Genomic DNA, 18212 nt, shown 5'->3' on the forward strand with positions numbered 1-18212 from the left:
TAACGACCACCGTGTTGATGTGAAAAAACCGCTGATATTTCAGCGGTTTTTATTTTTTTCGTTAAGCGATTGTGGGGTTAAAAGGTTTCCCAGTTATCGCCGCTTGTGCTACCCGATTTACCTGCCAGAGCGAGTCTCGATGTTGCTGGCAACGTCATTTGCAAGACCTGCCGTGGTACTTGTACCTGGACGCCACTGAGTTTGAAAACGCCCATTAATTCCAGCAGCGTTCTGGCCTGTTCGCTCAGGCTGTCGGCGGCGGAAGCCGATTCTTCAACCAGTGCGGCGTTCTGTTGGGTGACCTGATCGAGCTGATTCACCGTATTATTCACCTGAGAAACGCCCTGTTCCTGTTCATGTGTCGTCAGACCGATCTCATTGAGCAGGTTGGCAACATGTTGCGATTTTTCGACAATCTCTTTGATCGTGATACCCGCATCGTTAACCTGCTTCTCACCCATTTCCACGTTGGCCACGCTAGCGGTAATCAGTTCTTTAATTTCGCGTGCGGCGGAGGCAGAACGCTGTGCCAGAGAGCGTACCTCGCCGGCCACTACGGCAAAGCCACGGCCTTGCTCGCCAGCCCGAGCGGCTTCTACTGCGGCGTTGAGCGCCAGAATATTGGTCTGGAACGCTATGCTGTCGATTACGCCGATAATGTCGCCAATCTTACGTGAACTGGCCGTGATATCTTCCATCGTACGCACCACGTTATTGACTGCATCGCCGCCTTTTTGCGCCGTGGTGCTGGCGGAGTGGGCGAGTTCTATTGCGGTGTGTACCGTCGCTGCATTCTGCTTCACCGTGGCATTCATCTGTTCCATTGAGGCGGCGGTTTCCTGAAGGCTCGAGGCCTGTTCTTCTGTGCGTTGGCTTAGGTCAGTGTTACCCATCGCAATCTGTGTTGCGCCCGTGGCGATAGATTCGCTGCTTTGATACACCTGACCGACGAGGTGGCTCAGGTTCTGACGCATATCTTCCATCGCCGCCAGTACGCTGGTGGTGTCTCCGTCGCGTAGTTCAATTGCGACGGCCAGATTCCCCTGTGCAACTTGACGCGCCACTTCCAGCGTGTAGGCGGGTTCGCCGCCGAGCTGACGTTTAATAGTGCGGGTGATCCACCATGAGATCATTACGCCGAGCACAACAGAAAGCAGGGTGATAATGATCATCAGCGTACCGGCGTTAGCCGCGTTCTGTGTCGCGTGATCGGCATCGCTAACCGTCAGCTTTTCTTGCCAGTTGACCATATCACTCAGCGCGTTGAAGACGGTATCCTGTGTGGTTTTCACTTCGGTTAACAGCAGGTCATGAGCTTCTTTATTCCGATACGCCATGGCCAACGCGGTGGCTTCTTTCATACTGCTGCTGTAGGCTGGACGCACTTGCGCAAGCACGGCAACCAGTTCTTTGGCGTGTTGATCGACCGTACTGTTCTGTATTTTTACGAGTAGCGCGTTGTTGCGCGCAGCGATTGTTTCAATACGATTTTTTTCTTCCTGCATCAGATGTTCGTCTTCCAGTAAAACTAAATCTCGGATTGCGATGGCATTGGTGTTCAAATTCTCTTTGAACTTCTCCATCATCAAGAGATTGGCAAGGCGAACCTGCGACAGTTGTTGCGTACTTTCTCCCAGCTTGTCTAACTGGATACGACCCAATACCGCCACCAGAAAACCGATGGCGATGACCAGAGTAAAGCCCGTCCCTAGCATTTTACCCAAGCTGCTATTTTTTATGAGATTCATGGTGTCCCTTATTATATGTTGAAAATAAGTATTGCTGCTGTCGGTGCGCAATAGGTATTGTGCAAATGTATTTATTTTGCCAATACTGCCACATTGATATCCGCAAAATCCGAGCTGTAGAAAGGCTAATAAATATTCAGCTTGAAGAATGGCGGGTATATCCTTTCCCTTAAGCGTTACTTGTTTCTCTTAGCTAATAAACCCATCCTGCGTTTACTTTTTCCTGTCACGTGCTTCGCTAAGTGGTGACTGTGTCTGGTGCGGCGGCGTTAATCGAGCAGGAAAGGATGGCGCAGGATTATAAAAGGCGATGGCAAAAGCCGCAATATATCTATGCGCCAGGGGAAGAATAAACTGATACTACGTTGTGATAGTAAACTGTTCATCATGTTAATAAATATTACGGCGATGGTTTTCTGTTTATTTATTCGACGTGAAAGCCATGTTTTTATTCATTCTTTTTTTTCGAATAATATGATGTTTTTACCATCATATATTTGATTCCTTTATAATCGCTGGTTACTACTCATCTTGTTTTCTATTTATTTTATTCTATGGCGCTTAATGTAAAGCCAATGCTTGGTTTTTTTATTCATTTTTTTCCTATAGAAAAGCAGGTATAGAAAAAAAACCGCTGATAGCTCAGCGGTTTTGGGCTTCTTTTGAGTAACCGTTAAAAGGTTTCCCAATTTTGACTATCGCTTCCTGCGCTTCTTTTCGGGTTTGCGAGAACGTGTGTTGTGCGGTCAGGTGTTCTCAACTGCGGTGCGATACGTTGTGACGAGCTGCCTTCAATGATGAAGATTTTCATCAGTTCAACCAGATGAGCGGCCTGATCGCTCAGGCTATCGGCAGCGGAAGCAGATTGCTCAACGAGCGCGGCGTTTTGTTGCGTGACCTGATCGAGTTGGTTAACAGCATCATGAATCTGCGAAACGCCGGATTCTTGTTCCTGCGTGGTAACACCAATCTCGTTGATCAGATCGGCAACGTGGCGTGCCTGACGAACCAGATCTTCGATAGTGGTTCCCGCATCGCTGACGAGCGCAGAACCCATTTCGACTTTCTCAACGCTGTGGTCGATCAACGCTTTGATCTCTTTAGCGGCGGTGGCAGAACGCTGTGCCAGCGAACGCACTTCGCCTGCGACCACCGCAAAGCCCCGGCCCTGTTCGCCAGCCCGAGCGGCTTCTACTGCGGCGTTGAGCGCCAGAATGTTGGTCTGGAAGGCGATGCCGTCGATGACGCTGATGATGTCGCCAATCTTGTGCGAGCTGTCGGTAATCTCTTTCATAGTGACAACGATATTGCTGACGGCTTCCCCGCTTTTCGCGGCGGTGTTGCTGGCCGTCTGCGCCAACTGCGTGGCGTTACGTACGGTGTCTGCGTTTTGGCGTACGGTCTGGCTCATCTCTTCCATGGAAGCCGCTGTTTGTTGCAGGCTGGCGGCCTGTTCTTCCGTGCGCTGGCTGAGATCGGTGCTGCCAGCGGCGATCTGGCTGGCGCCGGTGGCGATGGATTCACTGCTCTCCCGCACTTGTTCAACAATGCCGCTCAGGCTTTTACGCATACCGTTCATAGCCGCCAGCACGCTGCGGTCGTCACCGGGGCGCAACGTGACGGCGACTGCCAGATTTCCTTGTGCAACCGCCTGAGCGATCTGTGCGGCATAAGCGACTTCTCCACCCAACAAGCCTTTGATGGTACGGGTAATCAGTATAGAAACCAGAATACCGACGAGAACCGCAATCGCGGCGAAGATAATCAGCGTGTTACCGTCGTCATGCGCTTCCTGCATGGCGTTTGTCGCCATATCCTGCGTCCGTTTTTTCTCGAATTGCGCCATGCTGTCCAATGCGGCGAAAACAGGAGCCTGCGTAATCTGCATCTCATTGACCATGATCTGCACGGCACGCGCTCTTTCTTCGGCATTTTCGGACAGACCGAGTTCAACGGCCTTATTCACGGCGTCCCGATAAGCCGGACGCGCCTGCGTCAGGCTTTCCAGCGTGTCGCGGGTTTCCGGCTCAGACAGATGTTCATACAGCTTGCTCAGCGTTTCCGTGTTGCGGGCAATTTGCTGGTCGATTAGGCGTTTTTCTTCCTGAATCCGGTTTCTGTCATCGGTCAGGCCAATGTTACGCACCGAGCGTGCCACCGTATCGAAACCACTTTTGGCATCCTGTATCAGAATAAAGCTGGCCAGATTTTTTTTGGACAATGATTCAATATCTTCACCCAGATCGACCAGATGGACGCGTCCCAGAACAGCAACCATCAAACCGATGATAATGACGGAGGCGAAGCCCGTCCCGAGCATGGTGCCAAGATTCATTTTTGCTAGAAAATTCATAATGTTCCTTTATTATTTCCATCAATGATGCAGGTTCTGCCGTGTGGAGTAAGCATTTTCTATGGCGGTTCAGGAATAGGGCGTACTTCTGATGACATCATGTATTGGTATGTGGACTTGCTTCGTGATGGCAAGGGGATGCGATGTTTTTACCCTGTACGCATTATAGAGATCAGGCACATATAGGCAGATGTGGAATATAAGAATAAAACAGGTGTATTTTCTGGCATAAAGCAGAAAACCGCTGGGTATCAGCGGTTTTCTGTGGAGAAAGGGGGCGGTGCTTACATCACCAGCCACAACGCCCAGGTGAAGAGGAAGCCAGCCAGCCCGAGGATCGTGGTCAGAACCGTCCAGGTGCGCAGGCCATCGGCGACGGACAGCCCCAGATACTTGGTGACAATCCAGAAGCCGGAGTCATTGACGTGTGACAATCCCAATCCGCCAAAGCAGGCAGAGAGCGTCACTAGCACCAGTTGCATCTGGTTCAGACCGCTGACGGCTTCGCTCAGCAGGCCACAGGTGGTGAGGATCGCGACGGTGGCGGAACCTTGTGAAGCACGCAGAGCCAGCGACAGAATAAAGGCGGCAGGCACCAGCGGCAGGTGAATGCTGGTCAGCACATCCGCCAGCGCTTTGCCGATGCCCGACTCCACCAGCACTTTACCGAACACGCCACCGGCACCCGTTACCATAATGACCATCGCAGCGGCAGGCATGGCATCGCCCATCACGCCGCTGGCTTTTTCCAGTGACCAGCCGCGACGCAGGGCAATCAGCCAGAATGCGAGGGCCAGTGCAATCAGCAGCGCGACGGCAGGCGCACCGACCAGCGACATGACGTTACGTACCAGGTGTCCCGCAGGCAGAATAGTGGCAGACACGGTGCCGAGCATAATGATGGCGATAGGGATGGCGATCAGCGCGGCGATCAGTCCCGCTGAAGGGGCCGATACCGGAGCGGTGTCCGGCGTGGCATCTTCCGGTTTCGCCAGTTGTAATTGCTCTAATACTTCAACAGAAAGCGCATACTTACGGCGGTTCATGGCTTTAGCCGCCCAGTAGCTGATGATACCGACAGGAATCGACACCAGCAGGCCAATCATGGTCAGCCAGCCGATATCTGCATTCAACAGGCCAGCGGCGGCAACGGGGCCGGGATGGGGCGGCATTGCGACGTGAACGGTCAGCATCACGCCCGCCACGGGTAAACCAAATTTAATCGGGGAGACTTTCGCGACTTTCGCAAAGCCATAAATAATTGGCGCGAGAATAATAAAGCCGACATCGAAAAAGACCGGAACACCTAAAATAAAGGCGGCGATGGTTAATGACGCCACCATTAATCCCGGTCCCATTAATTGGGCAAAGCGGTGCGCTAAGGATTCCGCGCCGCCAGACACTTCGATCATTCTGCCCAACATGGCGCCGAGGCCGATAATAATCGCCACCGAACCGAGAATACCGCCCATGCCGGAGGTAATCACTTTCATAATGTCGCCAGTCGGAATACCGGTTGCTAATGCGACGAGAAAACTGACGACCAGTAGCGCAACAAATGGCTGTATTTTAAATTTAATGACCATCAGCAGCAGGAGTAATACCCCAGCGATAGCGATGCAGAGTAAGAGCGAGGTGGCCATATTCTTATCCTCATTAACCTTATCTTTTCAATTCTGAGGCTGAAATAGATCGGGTTGCTGGTTGTTATTTTAGTCACAGGGTGTCCAGACTCCCGTAGTAATACGGGAGTCTGACCTATTTTTTTTATTTATTCGCGTCTAACGAATGTGTCTTTGGTGTTGGCTTACTTTCTGGGATAAATAGATTAGTGTTTTTTCTCCAGCCAGGGTTTAGCCCATCCCAAGCCCGCTTCGGTTTTTCCCCGTGGGTTATATTCGCAGCCGACCCAGCCTGCATAATTCACGCGGTCTAATTCGGCAAAGATGAACGGATAATTAATTTCCCCTTCATCGGGTTCATGACGTGCAGGAACCGAGGCAATTTGAATATGTCCGATGCGGCCAGCCAAATCGTGAATAATTTGCGTCAGGTTGCCATCGACAATTTGCGCGTGGAAGAAATCCAACTGGATATAAACATTTGGTCTGTCGATCAGGTTGGCTAATTCCAGCGCCTGATACTGGCTGGCGAACAGATAATTGGGTTTCACCTTCGCGCTCAGCGCCTCAATCATGATATTGATGCCGTGCGGCGCAAATTTATCCGCGGCGTAACGCAGATTATCGATGAAGGTTTGCTGATAGGCCGCACGGTCTTCACCGGGTGGGACGACGCCGCCCATCACCAGCACGGAAGGACAATTCAGCGCCAGCGCATATTCCAGCGCGTTATCGATATCGCGACGGGCATCCTCAATGCGGTCGGGCAGGGCAGACACACCCCACTCGCCAGCGGCGATATTGCCGGGCGCGGTATTGAACAGCACCTGCTTCAGGCCATTTTCCCGCAGTTTTTCCGCCAGCAGCGGGGCCGGATATTCATAAGGGAACAGGTACTCGACCGAGGTGAAACCCGCATCGGCAGCGGCTTTAAAACGGTCGAGGAACGGCAGGTCGGTAAACAGCATCGAAAGATTGGCAGCAAACTTAGGCATGGTTAATTCCTCGGCTTATCAAGATAGCTCGGTAATTTCGTCGGCGGTGAGGTAGCGAATTTTTCGGTCACCGAGAATAAAAATCAGCTTGGCGGTTTCTTCCAGTTCTTCCATGTTGTCTGCCGCCGCACGCAGATCTTTACCCGTGACGACGGGACCGTGGTTAGCCAGCAAAAACGCTTTATAGCGCGAGGCCAGCTTCGCCAAATCCTCACCGAGCCGCGCATCGCCGGGGCGGTAATAAGGGACGACCGGCACTTTGCCGACGCGCATCACGACATAGGGCGTGAACGGCTTAATGGCATCCTGCGTATCCAGCCCTTCCAGACACGAAAGCGCGGTCAGATAGGTGCTGTGCAGGTGGACGATGGCCTTGCATTCGGGATCGTTACGGTAAATCGACAGGTGAAAACTGACCTCTTTCGATGGTTTATCCCCGGAGATCCACTCGCCGCTCAGGCTGACTTTGGACAGCCGTTCGGCATCCAGTTCGCCGAGGCAGGAGCCAGTCGGCGTTGCCAGCAGCGTGCCGTCATCGAGCAGCAGTGAAAGGTTTCCCGCTGAACCCGTGGCGTAGCCGCGCTGGAAAAAGGAGGCACCCAGCTTGACCATTTCCGCGCGTGCGCGCTGCTCACTGCTATGCGACGCCGCGTTGTTCTGATGTTGTTCACTCATACGGCACACTCCCTCTGGGCGCGGGCAAAGAAGTCTTCATCGCCGAAGTTGCCGGATTTCAGCGCCAGCGAGAGTGGATGATTGGTCGAGCGTACCCACGGCACACCGGGAGAGATCGATGGCCCGATATGAAACGCATGAATGCCCAACGTCTGCACCACGATGCTGGAGGTTTCACCGCCCGCGATGATGAAGCGCTGAAAACCGTCTTGCTGAAGCTGGCGGGCAACGGCGGCAAACAGCTTCTCCACCGCCTGACTGCTGGCTTCCGCACCCCAGCGTTGTTGAATTTGCGCCAGTTCATCGGGTGAGGAGGTGGCGTACAACAGCGGTGCCAGTGCGTCTTCACGATGGGCTTTCACCCAATCAACCAGTTCCTGTACGTAGGATTCATCGCCTTGCAGACTGCGAGCAACATCGATCGCGCGACCCGCTGCCTGCTTGAGATACTGGGCAACCTGCTTGTTGGTCATCACCGAACAGGAGCCGGAGAGCACGACGCCAGCGCCGGGCTGCGGCTTGCCGGCCTCGGTGGCGGAACCGATTTCTGTTGCTGAGTCTGCCCACTGGCGCGCCAGCCCAATCGCCAGACCAGAACCGCCAGTGACCAGCTTCATGTCACGCAGCGCTTTGCCTTGCGTGAGCAGATGTTGCTCATTCAGCGTATCCAGCACCACATAGCGCACCCCTTGCTCTTTCAACTGCGCCAGCCGCTGTGTGACGGCTTCCGCACCCTGATCCATTACCGCATACGGCACCAGTCCACTGCGCCCGGTAGCCTGCTGCTCCATGACGCGCATCAGGTTGCTGTCCGTCATCGGCGTGACGGGATGGTGACGCATTCCCGACTCGGACAGCAGTTGATCCATCACGAACAGATGCCCCTGATAGACGGTTCTGCCGTTCACCGGCAGCGCCGGAGAGATGATGGTTTGCGTTTCGCCGAGCTGTTCCAGCAGCGCATCCGTCACCGGACCGATGTTGCCTTTCGCCGTGCTGTCGAAGGTGGAGCAATATTTAAAGTAGAACTGCTGGCAACCCTGCTGTTGCAGCCACGCCAACGCCTTAAGGGAATCCGCCACGGCCTGTTCTGGCGGGCAGGAGCGTGATTTCAGGCTAATGACCACAGCCTGCGTCTCAACCTTAAAATCAGACGGCGGTACGCCATTAAGCTGGACAGTCGGCAGCCCGTTGTTGACCAGAAAGCTGGCGATATCCGTCGCACCAGTAAAATCGTCGGCAATCACACCTAACTTGATCATGGTGCCTCCTTCTTTTCCGGCAGTGTAATGCCGTTAAAAATCTTAATGACCGCGCTGTCGTCTTCTTTACCGAATCCGGCGTTGCTGGCCGCAGTGAACATATTGAATGCGGTGGAAGCCAGCGGCAGCGGGAAGTGCAGCGATTTGGCGGTGTCAGTCACCAATCCCAAATCTTTCACGAAGATATCCACGGCGGATTTCGGCGTGTAGTCGCCGTCTACCACATGGCGCATGCGGTTTTCGAACATCCAGGAGTTGCCCGCGGCATTGGTCACGACGTCGTACATGATATCCAGCGGGATGTCGGCGCGGGCGGCCAGCGCCATCGCTTCTGCACCAGCGGCGATGTGTACGCCTGCCAACAACTGGTGGATAATTTTCACCGTCGCACCCAGTCCGATCTCCTCACCGATGCGGTAAACCTTGCCCGCCACCGCGTCGAGTACCGGTTTCAGTTTCTCAAACGCCAGATCGGAACCCGATGCCATTACCGTCATGTCGCCAGCGGCGGCTTTCGCTGCGCCGCCGGATACGGGGGCATCCAGCATGATGAGTTGGTGCTCGGCCAGACGCTGCTCAATGTTTTTGGCATCCTGCGCGGAGATCGTGGAAGACACCATGACCACAGTGCCGGGCTTGAGTTTCGCCGCGACCTGCGGTTCACCGAACAGAATTCCGTTCACCTGCGCGGCGTTTACGACTAACAGCACGACGGCATCCAGCGTGTCGGCGAAGGCATCAATGCGCGTGTCGGCCTGCGCCGCGCCCGCCTGACGTAACCGTTCCAGCGCCTGCGGGTTGATATCGACACCGTAGGTCGTCAGACCCGCGTTGATGCAGGACGCCGCTGCGCCAAACCCCATGGAACCCAAACCGATAACGGCGACAGCATAATCAGAAGTGTTTTTCATCGTGGTTGCCTTGTTAAAATTAGTGATTTTTTGTTCTCTGGTGTTAAATATAAGGGCTGTCAGAACAAATTATGGTGATTTTTGTCACATAAATTAACATTGAGATCGTGATGATCCAGTGTAGCTGAACGCAAGCAGGAATAGGATTTCCTTTGTTTTTTATATGTATCAATAAATTATGGTTTTTTTTGTCATCAGATGTAGGTGGCGGTAGTTATATCTGGCGTGGTTTATGACGTGAATTTATGATAATTATCGTCATTAAATGGGGTGTTTCTCACAATATTTATCAACCCGGTATTGATCAAAACAGGGAACGGACAGCGTGATTCCAGTAGAACGTCATCAACAGATTCTGGCGGTGATCGCCGAGCGCGGAGCGGTAAGCATTAACGAACTCACCGAGCGGCTGGGTGTGTCGCACATGACGGTACGGCGCGACGTGCAAAAGCTGGAACAGGATGGCCTGCTGCTGAGTGTCTCCGGCGGTGTGCGTTCACCGGAACGGCTGGCGATTGAGCCGTCACATCAGGACAAATCCGTGATGTTCAGCCAGCAAAAAGCGGCGATGGGCAAACTGGCGGCACAGCACATTCCGCTGAATAGCTGTATTTATCTGGATGCAGGCACCACCACACTATCGCTGGCGCGCGAGCTGGCCGAACGCGACGATCTTCTGATTGTCACCAACGATTTTGCGATTGCCGCTTTTCTCATTGAGTCCAGCCAGTGTCGCATGATTCATACGGGCGGCACGCTGTGTCGGGAAAACCGATCCTGCATTGGGGAAGCGGTGGCGCAGGCGCTGCGCAACCTGTTTATCGATATCGCGTTTATCTCTGCCTCTTCATGGAGCCTGCGCGGATTGTCCACGCCGAATGAAGACAAGGTGGTGGTGAAACGCGCGGCGGTAGACGCGAGCAGCAAGTGTGTCCTGCTGTGCGACACCTCAAAATACGGCCGCATCGCCACCCACCTTGCCACGCCGCTTAGCGTATTTGACAGCATCATCACCGACGATGGCCTGCCCGCCGCCGCCAAAGACGCGCTAAGCAAAATGGGGGTCGAGGTGCTGGTGGCGGGGTGAGGGGATATTTTGTCTGTTGATACCTAATTGGCAAAAATATCCAGACCTTTCTCGTTGATTATATTGAGAAGACGTAATGCGGCCCCAGAGGGTTTCTTCTCGTTTCGTTCCCATTTTGAAACGCTCTCAACGGACATATTGAGAGCGTAAGCTAAAGAAGATTGCGATATTTTATAACGGGAACGCATGCTTTGAATTTCTGCACCGCTCATTGCGCGAGCTTGCTCGATGCGTTCACGGAATTCCCGTGCGGCAACCCGATTATTAATGCGTTCCATCGTGGTATCAGTGATACCCCCGTGTTCATGCAGGCTTTTCGCCATTTCCTGCAACTCTTTAATCTTTGCAGTCATTGCATTTCACCTCTCGTAGTTCTTTCACTTTTACCAATTGAGCTATTTGTTGAACGGTGAGTTGCAGTAGGTCACCAGCAATGTCTTTATAAACAGCCAGCTCATCATCCTGAATTTCTTTAACGCCTTTCCTGACCTGATTTTTTTTCCATCCATCGGCAAAAAATAGATTAGAACCCAGCTTGAAAAAGATGATTGTTCTGGCTCCTGCACTCTTTCCGGCATTCAATGCGATTCGTTTCTTAATCACACCACCACCAAGGTCACCCTCAAAACGGCCATTCATCACCTCATGAGCAATCTCACAAAGATAAGTATCAGAAAATATTTCGCTTTTTAGTTTTTTATCGAAGAGCTTAGTTGTGTATACCGCCACGATTAATCCTTAAACATGACTAGTAATAATTACTATAGTCTAAATTACGTGATAGTCACAATCGTAGTGGCATGAAATAGTATGTTTAATCGGTGCTTTTACCTCTCCCTTTCCTTGTCACTTTCCCGTCATCTTCCAGTTATTTTTCTGTCATGCGCTCATGTCATGTTTACCTTCGCATAAAAAACGCCGTGATGCTGGTAATGCCACTCGCTTAAGTGTGGATTGAGGGGAAACACGGGGATGAGGTTCCCGCAGGGATACCTCGCACCGTGGTAGCCCGGTATCTCGATCTTTAAACGAGCGACATGACGTGATGATGGCGCATTTAATTGATTGCAGGAGACAGGCATGTTCAACAACACCATTCGTAAAACACATGCTATTCGCACCGCCGCGGCGTGTGTGGCATTCGCGCTGATGAGCGCCAGCGCGCAGGCCGCGACAGACATTCCTTTCTGGCATTCCATGGAAGGCGAATTAGGGAAAGAAGTGAATGCGCTGGCTGACCGTTTTAACCAAACGCACAGCGATGTAAAAATTGTGCCGGTCTACAAAGGCAACTACGAACAGAATCTGGCTGCCGGGATTGCGGCCTACCGTGCGGGGAATGCGCCCGCCATTTTGCAGGTCTACGAAGTGGGTACGGCCACCATGATGGCAAGTAAAGCCATCAAGCCGGTCTATGAAGTCTTCAAAGAGTCAGGTGTGACTTTCGATGAGTCGGTGTTTGTACCGACGGTCTCCGGTTATTACACCGATGCGAAAAGTGGGCACCTGCTGTCGCAGCCGTTTAACAGCTCTACCCCTGTGCTGTATTACAACAAAGATGCCTTTAAGAAAGCCGGTTTAGACCCTGAACAGCCGCCGAAAACCTGGCAGCAGATGGCTGAGTACACCGCCAAACTGCGTGCCGCTGGGATGACATGCGGCTATGCCAGCGGCTGGCAGGGCTGGATTCAGATTGAAAACTTCAGCGCCTGGCATGGTTTGCCTGTTGCGACCAAGAACAACGGCTTTGACGGCACCGATGCCGTGCTGGAATTCAACCAGCCGACGCAGGTCAAGCACATCCAGCTATTGCAGGACATGAACAAGAAGGGGGATTTCACCTACTTCGGGCGTAAGGATGAGCCGACTGAGAAGTTCTACAACGGCGACTGCGCCATCACAACCGCCTCTTCCGGTTCGCTGGCGAATATTCGCGAACACGCCAAGTTCGACTATGGCGTTGGCATGATGCCGTATGACGCCGATGCGAAAGGCGCACCGCAGAACGCGATTATCGGCGGTGCCAGCCTGTGGGTGATGGGCGGTAAAGATGCCGCGACTTACAAAGGCGTCGCTGAGTTTATGAAGTTTTTGGCTGAGCCGGAAAATGCCGCTGAATGGCACCAGAAAACCGGTTATCTGCCGATCACGACGGCGGCGTATGAGTTGACGCAGAAGCAGGGCTTCTACGAGAAGAACCCCGGTGCGGATATTGCCACGCGCCAGATGCTGAACAAGCCGCCGTTGCCGTTCACCAAAGGTCTGCGTTTGGGCAACATGCCGCAAATTCGTACCGTTGTGGATGAAGAATTAGAAAGCGTATGGACAGGTAAGAAAACGCCGCAGCAGGCGTTGGATAGCGCGGTAGCACGCGGCAACGCGCTGCTGCGTCGCTTCGAGCAATCGACGAAATAATACGCTGAGCACTATCGGGCCGAAAGGAATCGGCCTGTTTCTTTTCTGTTTGCAATGAGTTACCGCATGACATCATCCCGTCCTGTTTTTCGTCACAGTTGGTTGCCCTACGTGCTGGTGTTGCCTCAACTGCTGATTACCGTGATTTTCTTTATCTGGCCCGCCGGTCAGGCGCTGTGGTATTCGGTGCAGAATCTGGATCCGTTTGGGTTATCCAGCGAATTCGTTGGCATGGAAAACTTCAGGCAACTGTTCAATAACCCGTACTACCTTGATTCGTTTTACACCACGCTGATATTCAGCTTTCTGGTGGCAGGGTTTGGTATGCTGATTTCACTGTTTCTGGCCGCGCTGGTGGACTATGTGATCCGTGCCAGCCGCCTGTACCAGACGTTAATCATCCTGCCCTATGCCGTCGCCCCCGCTGTCGCCGCCGTGCTGTGGATGTTCCTGTTTAACCCCGGATTGGGGCTGATTACCCACTTCCTTGGGCTGCTGGGCTATACGTGGAACCACGCGCAGCACAGCGGTCAGGCGATGTTTTTAGTCGTGCTGGCGTCGGTCTGGAAACAGATCAGCTATAACTTTCTGTTCTTCCTCGCCGCGCTGCAATCCATTCCCCGCTCGCTGGTGGAAGCGGGCGCGATCGATGGCGCAGGGCCAGTGCGGCGCTTCTTCACGCTGGTGCTGCCGATGATCTCGCCAGTGAGCTTCTTCCTGCTGGTGGTCAATCTGGTCTACGCCTTTTTTGATACCTTCCCGATTATCGATGCCGCGACGGCGGGGGGGCCGGTGCAATCGACGACCACGCTGATCTACAAAATTTATCGCGAGGGTTTCGCAGGGCTGGATCTGTCCAGTTCGGCGGCGCAATCGGTGGTATTGATGCTGTTAGTCATCGGGCTGACCGTCATTCAGTTCCGTTTTGTTGAACGGAAGGTGAACTATCAATGATTGAGAATCGTCGCGGGTTAACTCTTTTCAGCCACGTTATGCTCATCGTCGGCATCCTCGTCGTCTTGTTTCCGCTGTACGTGGGGTTTGTGGCCGCCACGCTGGATAATCAGGACGTCTTTCAGGCACCGATGACGCTCATCCCCGGTTCCCACCTGTGGGAGAACCTGCGTGATATCTGGCTGCATGGGGCGGGCAACAACACCACGCCGTTCGGGCTGATGCTGCTCAACAGTTTTGTGATGGCGCTGGCGATCACGGTAGGCAAAATTACCGTCTCGATCCTATCGGCTTACGCCATCGTCTATTTCCGTTTTCCGCTGCGCAACTTGTTCTTCTGGATGATTTTCCTGACGCTGATGCTGCCAGTGGAAGTGCGTATTTTCCCCACGGTGGAAGTGATCGCGCGGCTGGACATGATGGACAGCTACACCGGTTTAACGCTGCCGCTGATGGCCTCGGCGACCGCCACTTTCCTGTTCCGCCAGTTCTTTATGACGCTACCGGATGAACTGATGGAAGCGGCACGCATCGACGGCGCCAGTCCGATGCGTTTCTTCTTCGACATGGTGTTACCGCTGTCGAAGACCAATCTGGCGGCTCTGTTTGTGATCACCTTTATCTATGGCTGGAACCAATATCTCTGGCCGCTGCTGATTGTCAGCGATGCCAACCTGGGTACGGCGGTTGCCGGGATTAAAAGCATGATCGCCTCCGGCGATGGGGCGACCCAGTGGAATCAGGTCATGGCCGCGATGCTGCTGACCATGTTGCCGCCGCTTTTGGTGGTGTTACTGATGCAGCGCTGGTTCGTGCGCGGTCTGGTCGACAGCGAAAAATAAATCAAGACGAATTTCGGAAACGCTTATGGCATGTTTAAAACTTCAGGCCGTCACCAAGTCGTATGATGGCAAAACACAGGTTATCCAACCCATCGATCTGGACGTCGCAGATGGCGAGTTCGTGGTGATGGTGGGGCCATCGGGCTGTGGTAAATCGACGCTACTGCGCATGGTGGCTGGCCTCGAACGCACCACCAGCGGCGATATCTATATTGATAACGAACGCGTTACTGAGCTGGAACCCAAAGATCGCGGCATTGCGATGGTATTCCAGAATTATGCGCTTTATCCCCATATGAACGTGTTCGACAACATGGCCTACGGCCTGAAAATCCGTGGCTTCGGCAAGGCGCAGATTCGTGAACGCGTAGAAGACGCCGCACGCATTCTGGAATTGATGCCGCTGCTGCAACGCAAGCCGCGTGAGCTATCCGGTGGCCAGCGACAGCGCGTGGCGATGGGGCGGGCGATTGTCCGTGAACCCGCGGTGTTCCTGTTCGACGAACCGCTGTCGAATCTGGACGCCAAACTGCGGGTACAGATGCGGCTGGAATTGCAGCAACTCCACCAGCGCCTGAAAACCACCAGCCTGTACGTCACGCACGATCAGGTTGAAGCCATGACGCTGGCGCAGCGCGTTATCGTCATGAACAAAGGGATCGCCGAGCAAATTGACGCACCGGCGGAGATTTATCGCCGTCCGGCTTCGCTGTTTGTCGCCAGCTTTATGGGTTCACCCGCCATGAACCTGTGGTCAGGACGTATTAGCGATGACGGCTGCCGTTTTGAAATCGGTGACGATATCGCGCTGGCGCTGCCTGAGCCGAAGCCGCAGTGGCGCGGTAAAGCATTGACGCTGGGGGTACGACCAGAGCATATTCAGTTGGCGACGCGCGAAACCGGCGGTATCCCGTTGCAGATTGGCACACTCGAACTGTTGGGCGCGGATAATTTGGCGCACGGCAAGTGGGGTGGGCAGAACGTGATCGCGCGACTCTCCTATGAGCACTGTCCCGCCATCGGCTCGACGCTCTGGCTGCATTTACCCACCTCATCATGGCACCTGTTTGATTCGCAAAGCGGATTACGGATGGAATAATGGAAACAACCTGGCCTTATCCCACTATTGTCGCCCATCGCGGCGGCGGCTCACTGGCACCGGAAAACACGCTGGCAGCGATTGATGTCGGTGCCAGCCTCGGTCACAAGATGATCGAATGTGACGCCAAACTGTCGCAGGACGGTCAGATTTTCCTTCTCCATGACGACACGCTGGAGCGCACCAGCAACGGCGGGGGGATCGCGGGCGAACTGCCGTGGGACAAACTGGTTGGGCTGGATGTCGGCGGCTGGTATGGTCATCAATTTGTGGGTGAACGCCTGCCATTGCTGTCGGAAGTGGCGAAACGCTGCGCGCAGTATGGCATGGCGGCCAATATCGAGATTAAACCCACCACTGGCTATGAAACCGAAACCGGACGGGTGATTGCGCTGGCGGCGCGTCAGTTATGGGCTGAGCACCCGATAGCTCCGCTGCTGTCGTCGTTCTCTATCGAGGCACTGGAAGCGGCGCAACAGGCCGTACCGGATCTGCCGCGCGGGCTGCTGCTGGATGAGTGGCAAGAGGATTGGCTGGCGTTAACGCAGCGTCTGGCATGCGTGTCCATCCACCTGAACCACGAACTGCTGACGGCGGAACGCGTCGCGGATCTGAAAGCGGCGGGTTTGCGCATTCTGGTGTATACGGTGAATCAACCTGAGCGTGCGCGAATTTTGCTGGACTGGGGCGTTGACTGTATCTGTACTGACCGGATAGATTTAATTGGGGTAGGCTTCGCGACCGGCTGAGGTCTGCTCATTACCGAATGTTGATCGCTTAAGGATCGAGATACCGGGGCGACCACGGTGTGAGGCATCTCTGCGGGAACCTCATCACCGTGTTTCCCCTAAATCCATGCTCATGCTTAAGTGACCAGCATTCGCCTATTGCCGCATGATCTTTGCTTGCGGGGACTCTTTTTCTGACTTGGTGCCGGTAATAAGGAAGTGGCTTCATGCCCGCATTTATCGTTTCGCTTTGGCACCAGATTTTTCTGTCGTTACCCCTGTTTGTTCTTATCGCGCTCGGCTATAGCCTGATTCGCTACGGTAAATGGCCGACTACCGTGACCGACGGCATGACGCGCTTTGTCTTTTCCGTGGCCATGCCCGCCATGCTGTTCCGCCTGATGTCGGATTTCTCCAAACGTCCGGTAGTGGATGCGCGGTTGCTGATCGCCTTTTTCGGCGGCTGTCTGCTGGTGTTTGTCTTAGGCCGGATTGTGGCACGCAAAATCTTTCATCTTGATGGCGTCTCTGGCTCGCTGTTTGCGCTGAGCGGTATCTTCTCCAACAACGTGATGCTGGGGCTACCGATTGCCACGCTGATGTTGGGCGAAGAGGCCATCCCGTCGGTCGCGCTGGTGGTGGTGTTTAACGGGCTGATTTTGTGGACGCTGGTGACGGTATCGATTGAATGGGCGCGTAACGGGGCGTTGTCGCTACAGGGTTTTACCAAAACCGCGCTGGGCGTGCTGAAAAACCCGCTGATTATCGGGATTCTGTCCGGTACGTTATTCAGCCTGACGGGACTGCCGCTGCCGTCATTTGTCGATCAGCCGCTCTCCATGCTTGGGCAGATTGCCGCGCCGCTGTCGCTGGTGGCGCTGGGAATGGGGCTGGCGGAATACCGTGTGCGCGACGGCTGGCAGATCAGCACGGCGATTTGCTTCATCAAACTGCTGGTACAACCGCTGGCGATCTGGGGAATTGCGATAGCGCTCGGCCTGCCGGAAATGGAAACGCGCGCGGTGGTGCTACTGGGGTCGATGGCTGTGGGGGTTAACGTCTATTTGATGTCGCGTCAGTTCGAAGTACTGGGGGGGCCAGTGGCGTCCAGCCTGTTGTTATCAACGGCAATGGCTGCGCTGACCACGCCGTTGATTCTGACGCTGATGGGGGTGCGGCTGTAAGATCGCCGCCGCATCAAGGGTTCTGTTGAGTCGGCGGCGGCGTGGCTTTCTGCGCCCGCTGTAAATCCTTCTGTAACTGCTGTTGGCGTTGCAGTTGCAACTGCTGGTTACGCTGCTGGAGCTGCTGATTCAACTGCTGTTGCTGCAATTTCTGGCTCTGTTGCATATTCTGCTGTAGCTGTTTCTGGCTGCTGATGCCATTGTCAAACTGCTGCTGAGGCGTAGGTGCTTGTGTCGTATTCGCGCTCGCCAGAAACGGCAGGCTGAGCAGGGCAGCACAGGCCAGTAATGTCTTAGGGTGTTTCATTCAACCTCCACACAGGCCTTTGGCCTGCTG

General features: G+C 54.0%; 17 protein-coding genes. 7 read left to right on the top strand and 10 right to left on the bottom strand.

The features are described 5' to 3' along the window. Positions 1 to 77 precede the first annotated feature (77 nt). From OI69_RS10980 to ltnD, 7 genes are all read right to left on the bottom strand, one after another. Positions 78 to 1748, bottom strand: a complete 1671-nt coding sequence (locus tag OI69_RS10980; RefSeq protein WP_039350048.1) for a methyl-accepting chemotaxis protein — start codon at positions 1746 to 1748, stop codon at positions 78 to 80. 673 nt (positions 1749 to 2421) lie between these two features. After that, a complete protein-coding gene (locus OI69_RS10985) occupies positions 2422 to 4101 on the bottom strand; it encodes a methyl-accepting chemotaxis protein (protein WP_039350051.1) in 1680 nt (559 codons plus the stop codon). A 284-nt stretch (positions 4102 to 4385) separates the two neighbouring features. Next, positions 4386 to 5744 (bottom strand): GntP family transporter, encoded by a 1359-nt coding sequence (locus OI69_RS10990; RefSeq protein WP_039350053.1) that lies wholly within the window; start codon positions 5742 to 5744, stop codon positions 4386 to 4388. 185 nt (positions 5745 to 5929) lie between these two features. Continuing rightward, entirely contained in the window at positions 5930 to 6718 is a 789-nt protein-coding gene (gene otnI / locus OI69_RS10995; RefSeq protein WP_039350055.1) for a 2-oxo-tetronate isomerase, read from the bottom strand. Between the two features lie 18 nt (positions 6719 to 6736). Next, the gene (otnC, locus tag OI69_RS11000; RefSeq protein ID WP_039350057.1) at positions 6737 to 7393 is read right to left on the bottom strand and encodes a 3-oxo-tetronate 4-phosphate decarboxylase; all 657 of its coding nucleotides are present in this window, start codon (positions 7391 to 7393) and stop codon (positions 6737 to 6739) included. Beyond that, on the bottom strand, positions 7390 to 8655 hold the full coding sequence (gene otnK / locus OI69_RS11005; RefSeq protein WP_039350059.1) for a 3-oxo-tetronate kinase: 1266 nt from the start codon (positions 8653 to 8655) through the stop codon (positions 7390 to 7392). The genes otnC and otnK overlap by 4 nt, the downstream gene beginning before the upstream one ends. Next, positions 8652 to 9566 (bottom strand): L-threonate dehydrogenase, encoded by a 915-nt coding sequence (ltnD, locus tag OI69_RS11010; RefSeq protein ID WP_039350061.1) that lies wholly within the window; start codon positions 9564 to 9566, stop codon positions 8652 to 8654. Before ltnD ends, otnK begins: the two co-directional genes overlap by 4 nt. Before the next feature lie 325 nt (positions 9567 to 9891). On the opposite strand from ltnD, the gene ygbI reads away from it, so the two are divergent. Next, entirely contained in the window at positions 9892 to 10653 is a 762-nt protein-coding gene (ygbI, locus tag OI69_RS11015; protein WP_039350063.1) for a DNA-binding transcriptional repressor YgbI, read from the top strand. A gap of 23 nt (positions 10654 to 10676) precedes the next feature. On the opposite strand, the gene OI69_RS11020 is transcribed toward ygbI, so the two are convergent. Together OI69_RS11020 and OI69_RS11025 are read right to left on the bottom strand one after the other, a co-directional pair. Next, positions 10677 to 11006 (bottom strand): helix-turn-helix domain-containing protein, encoded by a 330-nt coding sequence (locus OI69_RS11020; protein WP_039350065.1) that lies wholly within the window; start codon positions 11004 to 11006, stop codon positions 10677 to 10679. Continuing rightward, a complete protein-coding gene (locus OI69_RS11025; protein ID WP_039350067.1) occupies positions 10990 to 11382 on the bottom strand; it encodes a type II toxin-antitoxin system RelE/ParE family toxin in 393 nt (130 codons plus the stop codon). Before OI69_RS11025 ends, OI69_RS11020 begins: the two co-directional genes overlap by 17 nt. Before the next feature lie 351 nt (positions 11383 to 11733). On the opposite strand from OI69_RS11025, the gene ugpB reads away from it, so the two are divergent. From ugpB to OI69_RS11055, 6 genes are all read left to right on the top strand, one after another. Beyond that, a complete protein-coding gene (ugpB, locus tag OI69_RS11030; protein WP_039350069.1) occupies positions 11734 to 13068 on the top strand; it encodes a sn-glycerol-3-phosphate ABC transporter substrate-binding protein UgpB in 1335 nt (444 codons plus the stop codon). A 66-nt stretch (positions 13069 to 13134) separates the two neighbouring features. Then, a complete protein-coding gene (gene ugpA, locus OI69_RS11035) occupies positions 13135 to 14022 on the top strand; it encodes a sn-glycerol-3-phosphate ABC transporter permease UgpA (RefSeq protein ID WP_039350180.1) in 888 nt (295 codons plus the stop codon). Beyond that, the gene (gene ugpE, locus OI69_RS11040) at positions 14019 to 14864 is read left to right on the top strand and encodes a sn-glycerol-3-phosphate ABC transporter permease UgpE (protein ID WP_039350071.1); all 846 of its coding nucleotides are present in this window, start codon (positions 14019 to 14021) and stop codon (positions 14862 to 14864) included. Before ugpA ends, ugpE begins: the two co-directional genes overlap by 4 nt. A 25-nt stretch (positions 14865 to 14889) precedes the next feature. Beyond that, on the top strand, positions 14890 to 15963 hold the full coding sequence (locus OI69_RS11045) for a sn-glycerol-3-phosphate import ATP-binding protein UgpC (protein WP_039350074.1): 1074 nt from the start codon (positions 14890 to 14892) through the stop codon (positions 15961 to 15963). Beyond that, on the top strand, positions 15963 to 16712 hold the full coding sequence (gene ugpQ, locus OI69_RS11050; protein WP_039350076.1) for a glycerophosphodiester phosphodiesterase: 750 nt from the start codon (positions 15963 to 15965) through the stop codon (positions 16710 to 16712). Before OI69_RS11045 ends, ugpQ begins: the two co-directional genes overlap by 1 nt. A gap of 206 nt (positions 16713 to 16918) precedes the next feature. Continuing rightward, complete coding sequence (locus OI69_RS11055) at positions 16919 to 17875, top strand: AEC family transporter (protein WP_039350078.1); 957 nt, start codon at positions 16919 to 16921, stop codon at positions 17873 to 17875. 13 nt (positions 17876 to 17888) lie between these two features. Here OI69_RS11055 and OI69_RS11060 read toward each other — a convergent pair whose 3' ends face one another. Beyond that, entirely contained in the window at positions 17889 to 18182 is a 294-nt protein-coding gene (locus tag OI69_RS11060) for a hypothetical protein (protein ID WP_039350081.1), read from the bottom strand. Positions 18183 to 18212 lie beyond the last annotated feature (30 nt).

It is taken from the genome of Pectobacterium fontis (assembly GCF_000803215.1).
In the GTDB taxonomy this organism is placed as follows: domain Bacteria; phylum Pseudomonadota; class Gammaproteobacteria; order Enterobacterales; family Enterobacteriaceae; genus Pectobacterium; species Pectobacterium fontis.

Bases quoted from the DNA above. Each gene is read 5' to 3' on its own strand.
- OI69_RS10980 (WP_039350048.1), bottom strand. From the start codon at position 1,748: ATGAATCTCATAAAAAATAGCAGCTTGGGTAAAATGCTAGGGACGGGC.
- OI69_RS10985 (WP_039350051.1), bottom strand. From the start codon at position 4,101: ATGAATTTTCTAGCAAAAATGAATCTTGGCACCATGCTCGGGACGGGC.
- OI69_RS10990 (WP_039350053.1), bottom strand. From the start codon at position 5,744: ATGGCCACCTCGCTCTTACTCTGCATCGCTATCGCTGGGGTATTACTC.
- otnI (WP_039350055.1), bottom strand. From the start codon at position 6,718: ATGCCTAAGTTTGCTGCCAATCTTTCGATGCTGTTTACCGACCTGCCG.
- otnC (WP_039350057.1), bottom strand. From the start codon at position 7,393: ATGAGTGAACAACATCAGAACAACGCGGCGTCGCATAGCAGTGAGCAG.
- otnK (WP_039350059.1), bottom strand. From the start codon at position 8,655: ATGATCAAGTTAGGTGTGATTGCCGACGATTTTACTGGTGCGACGGAT.
- ltnD (WP_039350061.1), bottom strand. From the start codon at position 9,566: ATGAAAAACACTTCTGATTATGCTGTCGCCGTTATCGGTTTGGGTTCC.
- OI69_RS11020 (WP_039350065.1), bottom strand. From the start codon at position 11,006: ATGACTGCAAAGATTAAAGAGTTGCAGGAAATGGCGAAAAGCCTGCAT.
- ugpB (WP_039350069.1), top strand. From the start codon at position 11,734: ATGTTCAACAACACCATTCGTAAAACACATGCTATTCGCACCGCCGCG.
- ugpA (WP_039350180.1), top strand. From the start codon at position 13,135: ATGACATCATCCCGTCCTGTTTTTCGTCACAGTTGGTTGCCCTACGTG.
- ugpE (WP_039350071.1), top strand. From the start codon at position 14,019: ATGATTGAGAATCGTCGCGGGTTAACTCTTTTCAGCCACGTTATGCTC.
- OI69_RS11045 (WP_039350074.1), top strand. From the start codon at position 14,890: ATGGCATGTTTAAAACTTCAGGCCGTCACCAAGTCGTATGATGGCAAA.
- ugpQ (WP_039350076.1), top strand. From the start codon at position 15,963: ATGGAAACAACCTGGCCTTATCCCACTATTGTCGCCCATCGCGGCGGC.
- OI69_RS11055 (WP_039350078.1), top strand. From the start codon at position 16,919: ATGCCCGCATTTATCGTTTCGCTTTGGCACCAGATTTTTCTGTCGTTA.
- OI69_RS11060 (WP_039350081.1), bottom strand. From the start codon at position 18,182: ATGAAACACCCTAAGACATTACTGGCCTGTGCTGCCCTGCTCAGCCTG.